This window comes from Pseudomonas tritici (genome assembly GCF_014268275.3).
Lineage (GTDB): Bacteria > Pseudomonadota > Gammaproteobacteria > Pseudomonadales > Pseudomonadaceae > Aquipseudomonas > Aquipseudomonas tritici.
The window spans coordinates 4,132,892-4,148,443 of the sequence record NZ_CP077084.1 but is presented as its reverse complement, the minus strand read 5'-3'; the positions used below and the strand labels follow the sequence as shown (position 1 = coordinate 4,148,443).

The window sequence follows — 15,552 nt, the reverse complement described above, 5'->3', positions numbered from 1 at the left end:
AGGTTTCCTTCTGAATACGAGGTCGCGGCATGAGCAGTCTTCTGAAGCTGGAAAACATCTGTAAGCGGTACCCGGGCGTACAAGCCCTCAAGTCCATCAACCTGCAAGTCGAGCGCGGCGAAATCCACGCCCTGCTCGGCGAAAACGGCGCGGGCAAATCGACCTTGATGAAGATCCTCGGCGGCGTCGAGCATCAAGACGAAGGCCAGATCCTGATCGACGGCCAGGCGCAGCAGTTCGCGACCTATCGCGATGCGATTGCCGCCGGTATCGGTATCGTTTTCCAGGAATTCAGCCTGATTCCCTACCTCACGGCGGTGGAAAACATCTTCCTCGGCCATGAGCTGAGCAACCGCTTCGGCCTGCTGCGCAAGCGCGAGATGGTCGAGGCCAGCGAGGCCTTGTTCAAGCGCCTGGGCGTGACCATCGACCTGCAATGCGCGGTCAAGCACCTGAGCGTGGCCGAGCAGCAGTTTGTCGAAATCGCCAAGGCCCTGGCCCTGGATGCGCGCCTGCTGGTGCTTGATGAACCCACCGCAACCCTTACGCCCAGCGAAGCCGAGCTGTTGTTCGAGATCATGCGCGAACTCAAGCGCCAGGGCGTGGCGGTGATTTTTATCTCGCATCACCTGGAAGAGATTTTCCAGGTGTGCGACCGCATCAGCGTGCTGCGTGACGGCGGCAATGTCGGCGTCACCGATGTGGCCGACAGCGACATCGACCGCCTGGTCGAGATGATGGTAGGCCGTCGCCTGGAATGCAGTTTTCCGCCCAAACCGACCACCGCACGCGGCCCGCTGTTGCTGGAGGTCAAGGACATCCAGTTGGTGCGCAACGGCCCCCACAACAGCTTCCAATTGCACAAGGGCGAAATTCTCGGCTTTGCCGGCTTGGTCGGCTCCGGCCGTACCGAACTGGCCCTGGGCATGATGGGCGCGCTGCCGTCAGTGAGCAAAGAGGTGTGGCTGCGCGGTGAAAAAATCACCCTCGATGACCCGGCCCAAGCGTTGGCCCACGGGATCGGCCTGCTCCCGGAAAGCCGCAAGAGCGAAGGGCTGATCACCGATTTCAGCATTCGCGAAAACATCTCGCTGAACAACCTGCCCAAATACCAGAACGCCTCCGGCCTGATCGACAAAAGCCGCGAATGTGCGAGCGTCGAAGGCCTGATGAAACAGCTGTCGATCAAAGCCCCGAGCAGCGAAAGCCGGGTGTTCAACCTCAGTGGCGGCAACCAGCAGAAAGTCGTGATCGCCCGCTGGATCAACCACCACTGCGACGTGCTGGTGTTCGACGAACCCACCCGTGGCATTGACGTGGGGGCCAAGGCGCAGATCTACGCGCTGATGCGCAGCCTCACCGAACAGGGCTACGCAATCATCATGATTTCCTCCGAATTGCCGGAAGTCATCGGCATGTGCGACCGCGTCGCAGTGTTCCACAAGGGCGCCATCGTCAAGGTACTCGAAGCGTCTGCCGTCAATCCTCAAGAGGTCATGCGCCATGCAACAGGGGGCTCAAGTGAATACGTCCATTAGCAGCGGCGACAGCAACCGGCTGCGCCTGAACCTGGCGCGGCTGGTACGTTCGCCGGCGTTTTATCCGTTTGTGGGGCTGGTGGTGGTGACCCTGGTGATGATCCTCGCCAGCGACACGTTCCTCACCGCCAGCAACCTGTCGAACATCGCCCGCCAGGTGTCGATCAACGCGATTATCGCGGTGGGCATGACCTGCGTGATTCTCACTGGCGGCATCGATTTGTCGGTGGGGCCGGTGATGGCCTTGTCCGGCACGCTTACCGCCGGGTTGATGGTCGCGGGGCTGCCACCAGGTTTGGCGATTGGCGCGGGCATGTTGATCGGTGTGGCCTTCGGCATTGGCAACGGCCTGTTCGTGGCCTACCTGCACATGCCGCCGATCATCGTCACCCTGGCGACCATGGGCATCGCCCGTGGCCTGGGCCTGATGTACACCGACGGCTACCCGATTTCCGGGTTGCCGGAGTGGTTCGGCTTCTTCGGCCGCCAGAGTCTGTTCGGCATAGAAGTGCCGATCCTGATCATGCTGATTACCTACGCCGCCGCCTATGTGCTGCTGCAACACACGCGCATCGGCCGCTACATCTACGCCATCGGCGGCAATGAAGAAGCGGTGCGTTTGTCCGGCGTGCGCGCCGCGCGCTTCAAGTTGCTGGTGTACGGCATCAGCGGCCTCACGGCGGCGATTGCCGGGCTGGTGCTGACCTCACGCTTGATGAGCGGCCAGCCGAATGCCGGCGTGTCGTTCGAGCTCGATGCGATCGCTGCCGTGGTCCTTGGCGGCGCGTCGATTGCCGGCGGGCGTGGGGTAATCGTCGGCACGTTGCTCGGCGCCATGCTGCTCGGCGTATTGAACAACGGCCTGAACATGCTCGGCGTTTCGCCCTACGTCCAAAGCGTGATCAAGGGCGGGATCATTTTGCTGGCGATTTTTATCAGCCGTCAGCGCCATAAATAAACTCCTAACAAGAACGGGATCAGACACCATGGATAAGCACACCGAAATGCAAGCCGTCGTCTGCCACGGCCCCAAAGACTACCGCCTGGAACGCATCGGCAAACCTCAGGCACGCGCCAATGAACTGGTGATTCGCATCGCCGCCTGTGGCATCTGCGCCAGTGACTGCAAGTGCCACTCGGGCGCGGCCATGTTCTGGGGGGGCGACAACCCGTGGGTCAAGGCACCGGTGGTGCCGGGCCACGAGTTTTTTGGCTATGTGGTGGAGGTCGGCGAGGGCGGCGAGGAGCACTTCGACGTCGCGGTAGGCGACAAGGTGATTGCCGAACAGATCGTGCCCTGCGGCAAGTGCCGCTTCTGCAAATCCGGCAAGTATTGGATGTGCGAAGTGCACAACATCTTCGGCTTCCAGCGTGAAGTGGCCGAAGGCGGCATGGCCCAGTACATGCGCATTCCCAAGACCGCCATCGTGCACAAGATCCCTGAATCGGTGTCGCTGGAAGACTCGGCTCTGGTGGAGCCAATGGCCTGCTCGATCCACACCGTCAACCGTGGCGATGTCCAGCTTGACGACGTGGTGGTCATCGCCGGTGCCGGCACCCTTGGCTTGTGCATGGTCCAGGTTGCCGCGTTGAAAACCCCGAAGAAACTGGTGGTGATCGACATGGTCGACGAGCGTCTGGAACTGGCGAAAAAATTCGGCGCCGACGTGGTGATCAACCCGTCACGCGACAACGCCCGCGAGATCATCAATGGCCTCACCGACAATTACGGTTGCGACGTGTACATCGAAACCACCGGCGTACCGGCCGGCGTCACCCAGGGCCTGGACTTGATCCGCAAGCTCGGGCGCTTCGTCGAGTTCAGCGTGTTTGGCGCCGAAACCACGGTCGACTGGTCGATCATCGGCGACCGCAAGGAGCTGGACGTGCGCGGTGCCCACCTCGGGCCTTACTGCTACCCGATCGCCATCGACCTGTTCGAACGTGGCCTGGTCACTTCCAAGGGCATCGTTACCCACGATTTCCCGTTGGATGACTACGCCGAAGCGTTTGAGCTGGCCAACTCGACCAAGTCAATCAAGGTGCTGTTGAAGCCGGTGGCCTGAGCATGAACTACGTGATGGGTGTCGACATAGGAACCCAGAGCACCAAGGCGCTGCTGGTGGATGGTCAAGGCACGATCATCGCCCAGCACAGCCAGGGGTATCGCGTAGATACCCCGAAAGTGCGCTGGGCCGAACAATGGCCGCAGGTCTGGCTGGACGCCGTCGAAGCCTGTGTCGCGCAGTGCATGGGCAAGGCGGGCGTGGCGGCGCAGCAGGTCAAGGCGCTGTGCATCAGCAGCCTGTATGGCGGTTCGGGAATTGCGGTGGATGCACAGATCACACCGCTGCACCCGTGCCTGATCTGGATGGACCGCCGCGCCGGCGAGCAGGTGGCCTGGGTGCGCGAGCAGGTGGACCTGGAGCGTTTGTTCGAGGTCACCGGCAACTCGGTGGACAGCTACTACGGTTTCACCAAGATGCTCTGGCTCAAGCAGCACCAGCCTCAGGTGTGGGCGAAAACCCGCTACCTGCTGCCGCCCAACAGCTATATCAACTGGTGCCTCACGGGTGAGTTGGCGGTGGACCATAGCAGCGCCGGCAACATCGGTGGTGTCTACGATGTGAAAGCGCGTGATTGGTCCGGCGAGATGCTTGATGCACTGGGCATACCGCAGGCGATGATGCCTGAACGCCTGGTGTATTCCGGTGAAGTGGTCGGTGGCTTGTTGCAAGACTGGGCATTGCGCCTGGGCCTGCAAGCCGGCACGCCGATCCTGGCCGGTGGCGTCGATGCGGCCATGGCCACCTTGGCAGCGGGCGTGACTCAGCCGGGCAATCACGTGGCGATGATCGGCACCAGCATGTGCTGGGGTTACCTGAACCAACAGGTGGATGCACACCACGGCTTGGTGAGCATGCCCCACGTCTATAACGGCCACCGGGACCTGTACATATTCGGCGGTGCGATCACGGCCGGTGCCTCGGTCAGCTGGTTTCGCGAGCAGTTCTGCCAGGCTGAAGAGCTACAGGCCAAGGCCACCAGCCAGGACAGCCTGGCGCTGCTGGAACAGAGCGCGATGAGCATTCCGGCGGGCAGTGAGGGCCTGTTGTTCCTGCCGTACCTGATGGGCGAGCGCAGCCCGGTGTGGGATGACCGCGCGAGTGGCAGTTTTGTCGGCTTGAACCTGTATCACAGCCGCATTCACCTGTACCGCGCGGTGCTGGAGGGGGTGAGTTTTGCCCTGCGGCATAACATCGAAGCGGGCACTCGCGGGGCGCATTCCCTGGACCCGCGTTTGATCGTGGTGGGTGGCGCGAGCCATTCGGATTTGTGGATGCAGATCATCGCGGATATCACGCAGTACCCGGTGTACACCATCGTTCAGGAGGTAGAAGCTGCGTTGGGTGCGGCGTTGTTGGCGGCGCATACGGTGGGATTGGTAAGTGATGGGGAGATGGATAAAGGGTGGGTGCAGCTGGCGCTGCGGGCGGAGCCAAAGGTTGAAAACGTCGGGGTTTATGACCGGGCGTTTGCCGAGTATTTGAAGCTGTATCCCGCCCTGAAACCGATCATGCATAACCTGCAAACGAGCTGATTCAACACAGTCCAAATGTGGGAGCAGGCAAGCCAGCTCCCACATTGGATCTTCATTGTTTTTGAGATCTCTATTCATGAACGCAGCCTTTGACTTCACCCACCACCGCATCCTCGTCACCGGCGCCAGCAGTGGCATCGGCCGCGAGATCGCGCTGCAGCTGATTGCCAGCGGCGCCGACGTCTTTGCCCTCGGCCGCGACGCCCAAGCCCTGGCCCAACTCGGCTGCCACACCCTCTGCCTGGACATCGCCGACAGCACCGCCCTCGACAAAGCCCTGCAAGACCTGCCGCCGCTGCACGGCCTGGTCAACTGCGCCGGCATCTCGCGCCTGGAACCCGCCGCCGCGATCAGCGCCGACGCGTTCGACCAAGTGATGAACGTCAACGCTCGCGCCGCCGCGCAAGTCGCCAGCCGCGTGGCCGCCAAAATGATCGAGGCACACATCGCCGGTAGCATCGTCAACGTCTCCAGCCAGGCCTCGCTGGTGGCCCTGGACGATCACCTCGGCTACTGCGCGTCCAAGGCCGCGCTGGATGCGATCACCCGCGTGCAATGCGCCGAGTGGGGCCGTTTTGGGATTCGCGTCAACAGCGTCAATCCTACGGTCACGCTCACACCGATGGCGACCATGGCCTGGTCCGAGCCGGCCAAGCGCGATCCGGCGCTGGCGGCTATTCCCTTGGGACGCTTCGCTGAAACCGTGGAAGTTGCGCTGCCGGTGCTGTTCCTGCTGAGCCGCGCCGCCAGCATGATCAGCGGCGTCAGCCTGCCCATCGACGGTGGCTACACCAGCCGCTAGCCGTTTTCCAACCGGCCGGCTATCACCACCTTGTCCCGTGGTTTGAACGGGTCTTCGAGGCGGTCGAGCAACAGGCGTACCGCGCTGCTGCCGGCCAAGGACGCGTCGTGGGCCACGCAGGCGATGGGCACGCCGAAGATATCAGCGAAGGGCAGGCGATCGATGCCGCAAATGGTCAGGCTGTCGTGGGGGATGTTGTGCATGCGCAACGCGCGCAGGGCACCGAGGGTGATCAACTGGTTGAAGCCCATGATCGCATCCGGCGCCGAGTGTTCGGCCAGGTAGTCGAGGGTGTGCAGGTACGACGGCATCAGCGTGTAGTCGCCTGCCTGCACCTCGACCTGCACCTGGGGATGTTCGGCCAGTACTTCACGCAGGCCCTTGAGGCGTTCGACGGTGATGCGTGAGTGTTCGGGACCCGTCAGCACCAGCAGGCGCTTGAGCGCGGGTGTCTGGCGCAGCAGGTAGTGCGCGGCCTGGATGCCGCTGTGATAGTTGTCCAGCACTACACGGCTGAACGGGCTGTCGTGAATCGTGCGATCAAGCAGCACCACCGGGGTCTTGCCGTTGCCCAGGCGTTCAAGGTAGTCGGGCTGGTAGCTTGGCTCGTCCGAGACCGGCGACAGGATGATCCCCGCCACGCGGTAGCCCAACAGGGTGTCCACGGCTTTGCTTTCCAGTTCTTCCAGTTCGTCGGTGTCTACCAGCATGATGGTGTAGCCGTGCTGCTTGGCCTCGCGGGAAATCGCCTTGATCATTTCGCTGTAGAACGGGTTGTCCACTGAGGCGGTGATCACGCCGATGATCAGGCTTTCGCTGCGCTTGAGCCCGCGCGCGAAGGCGTTGGGCACGTAGTCCAGCTCCCGCGCTACTTCGAGGATGCGCGCCAAGGTGGCCGGTTTGACCAGGTCGGGTTTGCTCAGCGCGCGGGACACCGTGATGGTGGTCATGCCGACCCGTTTGGCGATGTCGCTGATGGTGACGGACTTTTTCTTGTTCATCGGTAAGGCTGCAAAAGGAAACACCCGCAGGCTAGCATGCGCGCGGGGGTAGGGTGATTCAAATCAATGGGTCCCAGCGCTGCGACCAGTCAGTTTCAGCCTTGACCACTTCGCGCAACAACCCCAGTGCCTGTTGCAACACCGCCGAATCCCGCGCCCGTGAATACACCAGGTAAGTGGGGAAGCTGAACTCCGGCGCCTTGGGCACGCGCTGCATCACGCCACTGTCCAGGTAGCTCTGCACCACGCGAGTACGGAAGTAGCCGGCGCCGCCGTTTTCCAGGATGTACTGCAACGCCAGTGGCCCGAGGTTGAAACTCAGCGCGGCGCGGGCCTTGTCGGGCAGGGCGGCGTCATGCTGCTGACGAAAGCCTGGGCCCCAGTCGATATACACGTAGGGGGCCGGATTGCTCACCAACTGCACCAGGATCAGTTTTTCTTCCAGCACCTGCTCCACCTGCAACCCCGGCCAGTATTGCGGCTGGAACACCAGCGCGGCGTCGAGCACGCCCAGTTCCAGCTGGCGCAACAGGTACTCGCCTTCGCGGATTTCGGTACGCAGCGCATGGCCCGGAATATGTTGGCGCAGCGCCTGGGCCCAGCCGAGCATCAACGGGTTGCACAGGCTGACCTCGCCGCCGATATGCAGCACATTGCGATAGCCATCCGGCAGCGGCAGGTCGCGGCGCGCGGCTTCCCAGGTTTGCAGCAATTGGTTGGCGTACACCACGAAGGCTTCGCCGTCGGCGGTCAGGCGTGCGCCGGCGCGGTTGCGGATGAACAGCGTGCTGCCCAATTGGCTTTCGAGGCTCTTGACCCGCGCGGTGATAGCGGTTTGGGTGACGTGCAGTTTCTCGGCCGCCGCAGCCAGGCTGCCGCAGCGGGTGATTTCGAGGAAAGTGCGTGCCAGTTCGATGTCCATGAAGCCCCCGGGGATTAATGGGGGGCATTGTAGTGGAATGTGGTCAAACCTGTGGGAGCAGGCTTGTCGAGTCGTCGAACCGCTGCGATAGCCATAAGTATCTACACATCTTCAACGTGAAATTGCGTAGCAGCTGTCGAGCCCTGGCGAGGCTGCGTCAGCGGTGTGTCAGACAGCCCGCAAACGCAGCCTCGCCAGGGCTCGACAGCTGCTACGCAGAGGGGGCCCCCAAGATGTGTAGATACCTATGCTGCGATGGCGGTGATTCAGTCAATCCAGTTGTCACTGATGCACGGCTATCGCAGGCAAATCAGCTCCCACAGTAGATTGCATTTCAGACTGGGTTTTTTGGTGCCTGCAAGTGCGGGGTAGGGAATGCTTTGGCGTACACCTGGCACACCCGCAAAACCTTTTCATCCGCAAACCGCGCGCCCACCACGTGCAACCCCACTGGCAAACCATTCGCCGCCAACCCGCACGGCACCGAAGCTGCCGGTTGCTGCGTCAGGTTGAAGGGGTAGGTGAACGGCGTCCACTGCGTCCATTCCTGCAAACCCGAACCCGGTGGCACGTCGTGCCCGGCGTCGAACGCGGTGATCGGCATCATCGGCGACACCAGCACGTCGTAATGCTCATGGAATGCGGCCATGCGCGCCACCAGGGCTGCGCGCGCTTCGAGGGCCGCGTTGAAGTCATCCAGGCTCAAGCGTTCGCCGCGTTGTGCGATGCGCAGCAAACCAGGATCGAGCAGCTGCTTTTGCGCCTCGCTCATGCTCCCGGTCAGGCGTGCGGCGCCGGCGGCCCACAGGGTGCTGAAGACTTCCAGCGGGTCACTGAAGCCGGGGTCGATTTGCTCGACATGGGCGCCCAGTTGCACCAGCCCTGCCACCGCTTGAGCGACGACCTTGGCCACGTGCGGGTCGACGTCAACGTAACCGAAGTTCGGGCTATAGGCGACCCGCAAACCTTTCAGATCCGTACCCGGCATGAGCCATGGCGTGGTGCGTGGCGCACCGACCAAGCCATCGCGCGCATCCGGCTGGGCGATGGTCTGCAGCATCAACACGCTGTCTTCCACCGTGCGGGTCATCGGCCCCAGGTGCGAGAGGATGGTCATGGAGCTGGCCGGCCATTGCGGCACATAACCGAAGGTGGGCTTGATCCCGAAGGTGCCCGTGAATGCACAGGGAATCCGGATCGAACCGCCCGCATCGCTGCCCTGGTGCAACACACCGAGGTTCAATGCGGCCGCTGCCCCTGCGCCGCCGGACGAACCGCCGGCCGTGGTGCGTGTGTCCCAGGGGTTGCGGGTGACGCCGTAGAGCGGGTTGTCGGTGACGCCTTTCCAGCCGAATTCCGGGGTGGTGGTCTTGCCCAGCAGCACCGCGCCGGCCTTGCGCATAAAGGCGGTGAAGGGCGCGTCGATGTCCCATGGGCCCTCGGCGGATGTGGTGCGCGAGCCCTTGCGGGTGGGCATGCCGATCGTCAGCGTGAGGTCTTTGATCGACGCCGGCACGCCGTCCAACGCGCCGCAGGGTTGGCCGTCGAGCCAGCGTTGTTCGGAAGCACGCGCTGCGTTCAGCGCGCCTTCGGGGTCCACGTGGCAGTAGGCGTTTACCACTGGGTTATAGCGTTCGATACGCAGCAAGGCATCCTCGGTGACTTCCACCGGCGACAGGCTCTTGTCGCGAAAATGCTGCAGCAGTTGCACTGCCGTCAGTTCGCCGATCTCACTCATGCCACATCCCCCTGAGCCGCATTGACCATGGCCCGCAGCAATACCGCGCAGCCCGCCGCCAGGTCATCCGGCGCGGCGTTTTCGATTTCGTTATGGCTGATGCCGCCTTCGCACGGCACAAAGATCATCCCGGCAGGGCCCAACTCAGCGACGAAAATCGCGTCGTGCCCGGCGCCGCTGACGATATCCATATGGCTCAAGCCCAACACACCCGCCGCGTCGCGCACCGCGTTGACGCAGAGCGGGTTGAAGTCCAGCGGCGGAAAGTCAGCCGTCGGCGTCAGCTCAAAGGTGAGGCCGTGCCTTTTGGCGGTGGCTTCGATCACGCCGCGCACTTCATCGACCATGGCGTGCAGCGTGTCCGCCTGCAGGTGGCGCAGGTCGATGGTCATGTGCACTTGGCCAGGAATGACATTGCGCGATCCCGGGTGCAGGCTCAGGCAACCGACCGTGCCACAGGCGTGGGGTTGTTGTTGATGGGCGATACGGTTGACCGCGCTAACCACCTCGGCGGCGCCAACCAGGGCGTCCTTGCGCAGGTGCATCGGCGTCGGGCCGGCGTGGGCTTCGACGCCGGTTAAGGTCAGGTCGAACCACTTCTGGCCCAGGCAACCCATGACCACGCCAATCGTGGTGGCCTGGTCTTCCAGCACCGGACCTTGTTCGATATGGGCTTCGAAATACGCACCCACCGGGTGGCCGAGCACCGCCCGGGCACCGGCATAGCCGATGCGCTGCAACTCGGCGCCCACTGACAGGCCTTGGTCGTCGAGCTTGTCGAGGGTGTTCTGTAAATCGAATTTACCGGCAAACACCCCCGAACCCATCATGCACGGCGGGAAGCGCGAGCCTTCTTCGTTGGTCCATACCACCACTTCAATCGGCGCTTCGGTTTCGATGTTCAAATCATTGAGGGTGCGGATCACTTCCAGCCCGGCCATCACCCCGTAGCAACCGTCGAACTTGCCGCCGGTGGGCTGGGTGTCGATATGGCTGCCGGTCATCACCGGGGGCAGGGTAGGATTGCGCCCGGCGCGGCGCGCGAAAATATTGCCGATGGCGTCGACACTGACGCTGCACCCGGCCGCCTCACACCATTGCACAAACAGGTCGCGGGCCTGGCGGTCCAGATCGGTGAGGGCCAGGCGGCACACGCCGCCTTTGGCCGTGGCGCCAAGCTGGGCCAGGTCCATCAAGGATTGCCACAGGCGGTCGCGGTTGATCAGCGGGGCGTTGCTCTTGAGCGGTTGCGCAAAACTATTCATCAGCAGTCTCCGGTCAGGCACTCAGGGCCAAATAGCGGTTTTTGATGGTCGGGTCGGCGCGAAAGGCGGCGGCGCTGCCCTCGTAGACCACGCGGCCTTGTTCGAGCACGTAATGGCGGTCGGCGAGCTTGTCGCAGACCATCAGGTTCTGTTCCACCAGCAACACCGGCAGGCCGTCGTCCTTGACCTTGCGCAGGATCTTCACCAACTCGTCGACGATCACCGGGGCCAGGCCTTCGGTGGGCTCATCAAGGATCAGCAACTTTGGATCGTTGAGCAGCGCACGGGCGATGGCGAGCATTTGTTGCTCGCCGCCAGAAAGCGCATGGCCGGCGTTTTTACGCCGCTCCTTGAGGCGCGGGAACATGCCGTAGACGTCTTCGAGCTGCCAGCGGCTGGTCTTGCGTGCGGCGATGCGCAGGTTTTCTTCGACGGTCAGCAGGCGGAAAATTCCGCGGTTCTCCGGTACCAGCGCCAGGCCCTGGCGAGCAATTTCAAAGATCTTCTGGCCCACCAGTGCCTGGCCGTTGAAATGGATCTGGCCCTGGCGTGGGCAAATAATCCCGAGGATGCTGCGCAGCGTCGTGGTCTTGCCGGCGCCGTTGCGGCCCAGCAGCGTCACCAGCTCGCCAGGGTTTACGGTCAGCGACACGCCTTCCAGCACGTGGCTCTTGTCGTAGTAGGAATGGATATTCTCGACGATCAGCATCAGGCAGCCTCCCCAAGGTACGCACTGCGCACACGTTCATCGGCCCGCACGAATTCCGGCGTGCCTTCCACCAGGATCTGCCCGTGGCTCATCACCGTGATGCGTTGGCTGATGGACATGACAATGCTCATGTTGTGTTCGATCAACAGCACCGTGTGGTCGCGGCCGAGGTCGCTGATCAGTTGGGTCATGATCGGGATGTCGTCGATGCCCATGCCCGAGGTGGGCTCGTCGAGCATCAACAGTTTGGGTTTGGAGCAGATCGACATGCCCACCTCCAGCACGCGTTGCTGGCCGTGGGACAACTCGCCGGCCAGGGTGTCGGCGCGGGCGGTGAGTTGCAGCCGTTCCAGCACGTGGTCGGCCATCTCCAGGTGTTCGCGCTTGCTGTCCACGCGGCGCCAGAAATTCAGGGCGCGCACACCATCGCGGCCTTGGGCGGCCAGGCGCAGGTTTTCGCGCACGCTGAGGTTCTGGAACAGGCTGGTAAGCTGGAACGAGCGCGCCATGCCCAGGCCGACACGGGCATGGGCCGGTTTGCGCATCAGGTTCCTGCCGTCGAAATGAATCGCCCCGGCGGTGGCCTGGCGCTCACCGGTGAGGCAGTGGAACAGGCTGGTCTTGCCCGCGCCGTTGGGGCCAATGATGGTGTGGATGGTGCCGGCTTCGACCTTGAGGTTTACGCCATTCACCGCATGAAAGGCACCGTAGGCCAGTTCCAAGTCTTTGGTTTCCAGCAGGATGCTCATAGCACGTCCTCCTTGGCGACAGCGGCGGCCTTGCGACTGCCTCGCACCCGTTCAAACAGCGACACCAGGCCGCCCCACAAACCACCGCGCATGAAGATCACCACCAGGATCAAAATCACCCCCAGCAGCATCAGCCAGCGCGGCCACAGGTCGGAGAGGAAATCCCCCAGCAGCACGATGGAACCGGCGCCCAGCAATGAGCCGAACAACGAGCCCGTGCCGCCGACGATGGTCATGATCAGGATGTTCTCGGACATCATCAGGTCGATATTCGACAGCGGCACAAAGTGCAGCAGCATGGCGTACAGCGCGCCGGCAACCCCGGTGACCGCGCCGGACAGTACAAACACCAGGATTTTGAAATGCCGCGTGTCGTAGCCGATGGCCGAGGCACGGGTTTCGTTTTCGCGGATCGCCATCAGCGTGCTGCCGAACGGTGAGGCGATCACTCGGCGTGCGCCGATAAAGATCAGCAGGAACAGTACCGCGACAAAGCCGTAGAAGGCGCGGGCGTCGGCCAGCGACAGCAACACGGTGTCACCGAGGCGGATTTCCGGGCGTGGCACGCTGAGCAGGCCGTTGTCGCCGCCGGTCCAGTCACTGAGCGTATAGGCGACGAAGTAAGCCATTTGGCTGAATGCCAGGGTCAGCATCACGAAGTAGATGCCGGTACGGCGGATCGCCAGGGCGCCCACCAACAAGGCCAGGAACCCACCGGCAACGGCGGCGCCGAGCAGCGCCGTGAACAAACCCATTTGCAGGTGGATCATCAGCAACGCCGCACAATACGCGCCGGCACCAAAGAAGATGCCTTGGCCGAAGGACAGTAGCCCGGTGTAACCCAGCAGCAAGTTGCAGGCGAGGGCGGCCATGGCAAAGATCAGGATCTCGGTGGCCAGGGTCGCCGAGGGCAGTATCAAGGGCAGGCCAATCAGCACTGCCAATACCCACAGCAACATCGCGCGCGATTGCGTCTTGGCAAACGGCAGGGGGTTTTTCTCGCTCATGTCAGGCTCTCCCAAACAGGCCGTAAGGACGTACCAGAATCACCACGGCCATTGCGCCGTAGATCATCAGGCTCGCGCCCTGGGGCCAAAGTGTGGTCATCAGGCTTTGCACCACGCCCACCAGCAAACCGCCGACCAGCGCACCGCTGAACGAACCCATGCCGCCGATCACCACGACCACAAACGCCACCCCGAGAATTTCCGGGCCGACGAAGGGCTGGGCGCCGCGCAACGGCGCGAACAGCACACCGGCCATGCCGGCCAGGGCAACGCCAAGTGCGAAGGTCATGGAGAACAGGCGGAAAATATTGGTGCCCAGCAACGAGACGGTTTCGGTGCTCTCACTGCCTGCCCGTACCAGGGCGCCGAAGCGCGTGCGTTCCAACAGCAGCCACAGGCCCAGGCCGACCAGCCCGGAAAACACGATGAGGAATAGGCGGTAATAGGGGTAGACGAAGTCACCCACCACCAGCACGCCGCGCAGCAGCTCAGGCACGGCGACGCTCTTGCCCACCGGCCCCCAGATCATCACGCTGGCTTCCTGGATGATCAGCGCGATGCCCAAGGTCACCAGGATCTGGAACATGTGCGGCAAGTGGTAAATCCGCTGGATCAATAATCGCTCGATGGCCCAGGCCAACGCGGCCACCACCAGCGGGGCGATCAACAGCGCCAGCCAGAAATTGCCGGTGAGGCTCACGGCGGTGTAGCAGATGTAGGCGCCCAGCAAGAAGAACGCGCCGTGGGCGAAGTTGACGAAGTTGAGCAGGCCGAAAATGATCGTCAGCCCGACCGCGATCAGGAAGTAGATCATCCCCAATCCAAGGCCGTTGAGTATCTGGAACAGGTAAAGATTAAGCATGCAGGAACCCTCTGCAGGAGGCCGCTCGCACGGCCCTGCGCTACCAAATTCAGGGGATCAGCCGAGCGTGCAGCCCGTGGCTTCCACTGGCGGGAACGACTGGCCGGCGCTGAGCACTTTGGCCAGGTCGTCCTTGTCGGCCATGTCGCCGGTGGCCTTGCCGATCAGCAGGTAGTAATCCTTGATCACTTGGTGGTCGCCAGCGCGGATCGATTCCTTGCCGGTCGGGCCTTCAAAACTCAAGCCCTGCATGGCTTTGGCCACGGTTTTACCGTCGAAGCTGCCGGTGCTAATGATGGTTTCGAGCATGACCTTGGTGCTGATGTAGTCAGCGGCCAGCGGGTAGGTGGGGTTGATGCCGTACTTGGCCTGGGTCAGCTTGACCAGTTCGCGGTTGAGCGGGGTGTCGACCTGGTGCCAGTACTGCGCGCCGAGGTACACGCCTTCAAGCACATCGCTGCCCAACTCCTGGAATTGGTCGAGGCCGGCGGACCATACCAGCAGCACTTTCATGCGCTCCTTGATGCCGAAGTTCACCGCCTGGCGCAGGGTGTTGGACGACTGGCTGCCGAAGTTGAGCAGCACCAGTACATCGGGCTTGGCGGCGATGGCGTTGGTCAGGTAGCCGGAGAATTCTTGTTCTTGCAGTGAGTGGTAGCTGTTGCCGATGTGTTCCAGGCCGTTTTCCTTGAGCACTGTTTTTGCGCCTTCAAGCAGCGCTTCGCCGAACACGTATTGCGGGGTGATGGTGTACCAGCGCTTGGCGTCCGGCAGCAGTTTGATCAGCGGCACCATGGTTTCGCGGATCGCACCGTAGGTGGGCACCGACCAGCGGAAGGTCGCGAGGTTGCAATCCTTGCCGGTGACTTCGTCGGCGCCGACCGGGGTCATGAACACACCGCCGACTTTATCGACTTCCTTGGCCACCGCCAGTGCCGACGACGACAGCGTGCAGCCCTGGAAGAACCGCGCGCCGTCCTGCTGGATGGCTTCCTGCACCTTGCGCACGGCCTTGCCGGCGTTGCCTTCGGTGTCGATGACTTTGTAGTTCAGTGGCCGGCCGAGCAGTTCGGGGTGCTGTTCCACCGCCAGGCGCGAACCCATGTCGGCAAATTTGCCATAGCTGGCAAAGGCGCCAGACATGGACTTGAGGCCGTAAAAGGTAAAGGGCTCGGCGGCGAATGCCGACCGGATACTCAGCGGGAGGCTGAGGGCGGCGGCTGCGGTGAGACTGGCTTTCAACAACGTACGACGCTGCATGGGGTGACTCCCTGGTTTAGTTATTGGCAGGAGTGGCAAGGGCGATACGGTGGAGCAAGGGCCTGTGGGCAGGCCTGTTATTGAATTGGGTGAAACGG

Annotated in this window: 14 protein-coding genes; 5 read left to right on the top strand and 9 right to left on the bottom strand. The window is 62.6% G+C overall.

Going from position 1 to position 15,552, the window contains the following annotated elements:
* Positions 1 to 29: 29 nt before the first annotated feature.
* The 5 genes from HU722_RS18675 (at position 30) to HU722_RS18655 (ending at position 5,941) form a co-directional block, all read left to right on the top strand.
* The gene (locus HU722_RS18675; protein ID WP_065875977.1) at positions 30 to 1,538 is read left to right on the top strand and encodes a sugar ABC transporter ATP-binding protein; all 1,509 of its coding nucleotides are present in this window, start codon (positions 30 to 32) and stop codon (positions 1,536 to 1,538) included.
* Positions 1,504 to 2,496, top strand: coding sequence for an ABC transporter permease (locus HU722_RS18670; protein WP_065890830.1), 993 nt, complete (start codon positions 1,504 to 1,506; stop codon positions 2,494 to 2,496). The genes HU722_RS18675 and HU722_RS18670 overlap by 35 nt, the downstream gene beginning before the upstream one ends.
* 28 nt (positions 2,497 to 2,524) lie before the next feature.
* Positions 2,525 to 3,604, top strand: a complete 1,080-nt coding sequence (locus tag HU722_RS18665; protein WP_065875978.1) for an alcohol dehydrogenase catalytic domain-containing protein — start codon at positions 2,525 to 2,527, stop codon at positions 3,602 to 3,604.
* Positions 3,605 to 3,606: 2 nt separating this feature from the next.
* A complete protein-coding gene (locus tag HU722_RS18660; protein ID WP_065890710.1) occupies positions 3,607 to 5,139 on the top strand; it encodes an FGGY-family carbohydrate kinase in 1,533 nt (510 codons plus the stop codon).
* 76 nt (positions 5,140 to 5,215) lie between these two features.
* Positions 5,216 to 5,941 carry an SDR family oxidoreductase gene (locus HU722_RS18655; protein ID WP_065880948.1) on the top strand — a complete coding sequence of 242 codons (726 nt, stop codon included), beginning with the start codon at positions 5,216 to 5,218 and terminating at the stop codon, positions 5,939 to 5,941.
* On the opposite strand, the gene HU722_RS18650 is transcribed toward HU722_RS18655, so the two are convergent.
* From HU722_RS18650 to HU722_RS18610, 9 genes are all read right to left on the bottom strand, one after another.
* Positions 5,938 to 6,942: a LacI family DNA-binding transcriptional regulator gene (locus HU722_RS18650; protein ID WP_065875981.1), complete on the bottom strand. Its 1,005-nt coding sequence runs from the start codon at positions 6,940 to 6,942 to the stop codon at positions 5,938 to 5,940. The genes HU722_RS18655 and HU722_RS18650 overlap by 4 nt on opposite strands.
* A gap of 58 nt (positions 6,943 to 7,000) precedes the next feature.
* Positions 7,001 to 7,864: a LysR family transcriptional regulator gene (locus tag HU722_RS18645; protein ID WP_065890711.1), complete on the bottom strand. Its 864-nt coding sequence runs from the start codon at positions 7,862 to 7,864 to the stop codon at positions 7,001 to 7,003.
* A 334-nt stretch (positions 7,865 to 8,198) separates the two neighbouring features.
* Positions 8,199 to 9,602, bottom strand: a complete 1,404-nt coding sequence (locus HU722_RS18640) for an amidase (RefSeq protein ID WP_065890712.1) — start codon at positions 9,600 to 9,602, stop codon at positions 8,199 to 8,201.
* Complete coding sequence (locus HU722_RS18635; protein WP_065890713.1) at positions 9,599 to 10,867, bottom strand: Zn-dependent hydrolase; 1,269 nt, start codon at positions 10,865 to 10,867, stop codon at positions 9,599 to 9,601. Before HU722_RS18635 ends, HU722_RS18640 begins: the two co-directional genes overlap by 4 nt.
* A gap of 13 nt (positions 10,868 to 10,880) precedes the next feature.
* On the bottom strand, positions 10,881 to 11,576 hold the full coding sequence (locus HU722_RS18630; RefSeq protein WP_048719438.1) for an ABC transporter ATP-binding protein: 696 nt from the start codon (positions 11,574 to 11,576) through the stop codon (positions 10,881 to 10,883).
* Positions 11,576 to 12,325: an ABC transporter ATP-binding protein gene (locus HU722_RS18625; protein WP_065880953.1), complete on the bottom strand. Its 750-nt coding sequence runs from the start codon at positions 12,323 to 12,325 to the stop codon at positions 11,576 to 11,578. Before HU722_RS18625 ends, HU722_RS18630 begins: the two co-directional genes overlap by 1 nt.
* Positions 12,322 to 13,332: a branched-chain amino acid ABC transporter permease gene (locus HU722_RS18620; protein WP_065875986.1), complete on the bottom strand. Its 1,011-nt coding sequence runs from the start codon at positions 13,330 to 13,332 to the stop codon at positions 12,322 to 12,324. The genes HU722_RS18625 and HU722_RS18620 overlap by 4 nt, the downstream gene beginning before the upstream one ends.
* Position 13,333: 1 nt before the next feature.
* Positions 13,334 to 14,194 carry a branched-chain amino acid ABC transporter permease gene (locus HU722_RS18615; RefSeq protein WP_049712559.1) on the bottom strand — a complete coding sequence of 287 codons (861 nt, stop codon included), beginning with the start codon at positions 14,192 to 14,194 and terminating at the stop codon, positions 13,334 to 13,336.
* A gap of 57 nt (positions 14,195 to 14,251) precedes the next feature.
* On the bottom strand, positions 14,252 to 15,454 hold the full coding sequence (locus HU722_RS18610; protein ID WP_065890714.1) for an ABC transporter substrate-binding protein: 1,203 nt from the start codon (positions 15,452 to 15,454) through the stop codon (positions 14,252 to 14,254).
* Between the last annotated feature and the right edge of the window lie 98 nt (positions 15,455 to 15,552).

What these genes read in the sequence shown, in the direction of transcription:
- HU722_RS18675 (WP_065875977.1), top strand. Translation starts at nt 30, where the DNA reads ATGAGCAGTCTTCTGAAGCTGGAAAACATCTGTAAGCGGTACCCGGGC.
- HU722_RS18670 (WP_065890830.1), top strand. Translation starts at nt 1,504, where the DNA reads ATGCAACAGGGGGCTCAAGTGAATACGTCCATTAGCAGCGGCGACAGC.
- HU722_RS18665 (WP_065875978.1), top strand. Translation starts at nt 2,525, where the DNA reads ATGGATAAGCACACCGAAATGCAAGCCGTCGTCTGCCACGGCCCCAAA.
- HU722_RS18660 (WP_065890710.1), top strand. Translation starts at nt 3,607, where the DNA reads ATGAACTACGTGATGGGTGTCGACATAGGAACCCAGAGCACCAAGGCG.
- HU722_RS18655 (WP_065880948.1), top strand. Translation starts at nt 5,216, where the DNA reads ATGAACGCAGCCTTTGACTTCACCCACCACCGCATCCTCGTCACCGGC.
- HU722_RS18650 (WP_065875981.1), bottom strand. Translation starts at nt 6,942, where the DNA reads ATGAACAAGAAAAAGTCCGTCACCATCAGCGACATCGCCAAACGGGTC.
- HU722_RS18645 (WP_065890711.1), bottom strand. Translation starts at nt 7,864, where the DNA reads ATGGACATCGAACTGGCACGCACTTTCCTCGAAATCACCCGCTGCGGC.
- HU722_RS18640 (WP_065890712.1), bottom strand. Translation starts at nt 9,602, where the DNA reads ATGAGTGAGATCGGCGAACTGACGGCAGTGCAACTGCTGCAGCATTTT.
- HU722_RS18635 (WP_065890713.1), bottom strand. Translation starts at nt 10,867, where the DNA reads ATGAATAGTTTTGCGCAACCGCTCAAGAGCAACGCCCCGCTGATCAAC.
- HU722_RS18630 (WP_048719438.1), bottom strand. Translation starts at nt 11,576, where the DNA reads ATGCTGATCGTCGAGAATATCCATTCCTACTACGACAAGAGCCACGTG.
- HU722_RS18625 (WP_065880953.1), bottom strand. Translation starts at nt 12,325, where the DNA reads ATGAGCATCCTGCTGGAAACCAAAGACTTGGAACTGGCCTACGGTGCC.
- HU722_RS18620 (WP_065875986.1), bottom strand. Translation starts at nt 13,332, where the DNA reads ATGAGCGAGAAAAACCCCCTGCCGTTTGCCAAGACGCAATCGCGCGCG.
- HU722_RS18615 (WP_049712559.1), bottom strand. Translation starts at nt 14,194, where the DNA reads ATGCTTAATCTTTACCTGTTCCAGATACTCAACGGCCTTGGATTGGGG.
- HU722_RS18610 (WP_065890714.1), bottom strand. Translation starts at nt 15,454, where the DNA reads ATGCAGCGTCGTACGTTGTTGAAAGCCAGTCTCACCGCAGCCGCCGCC.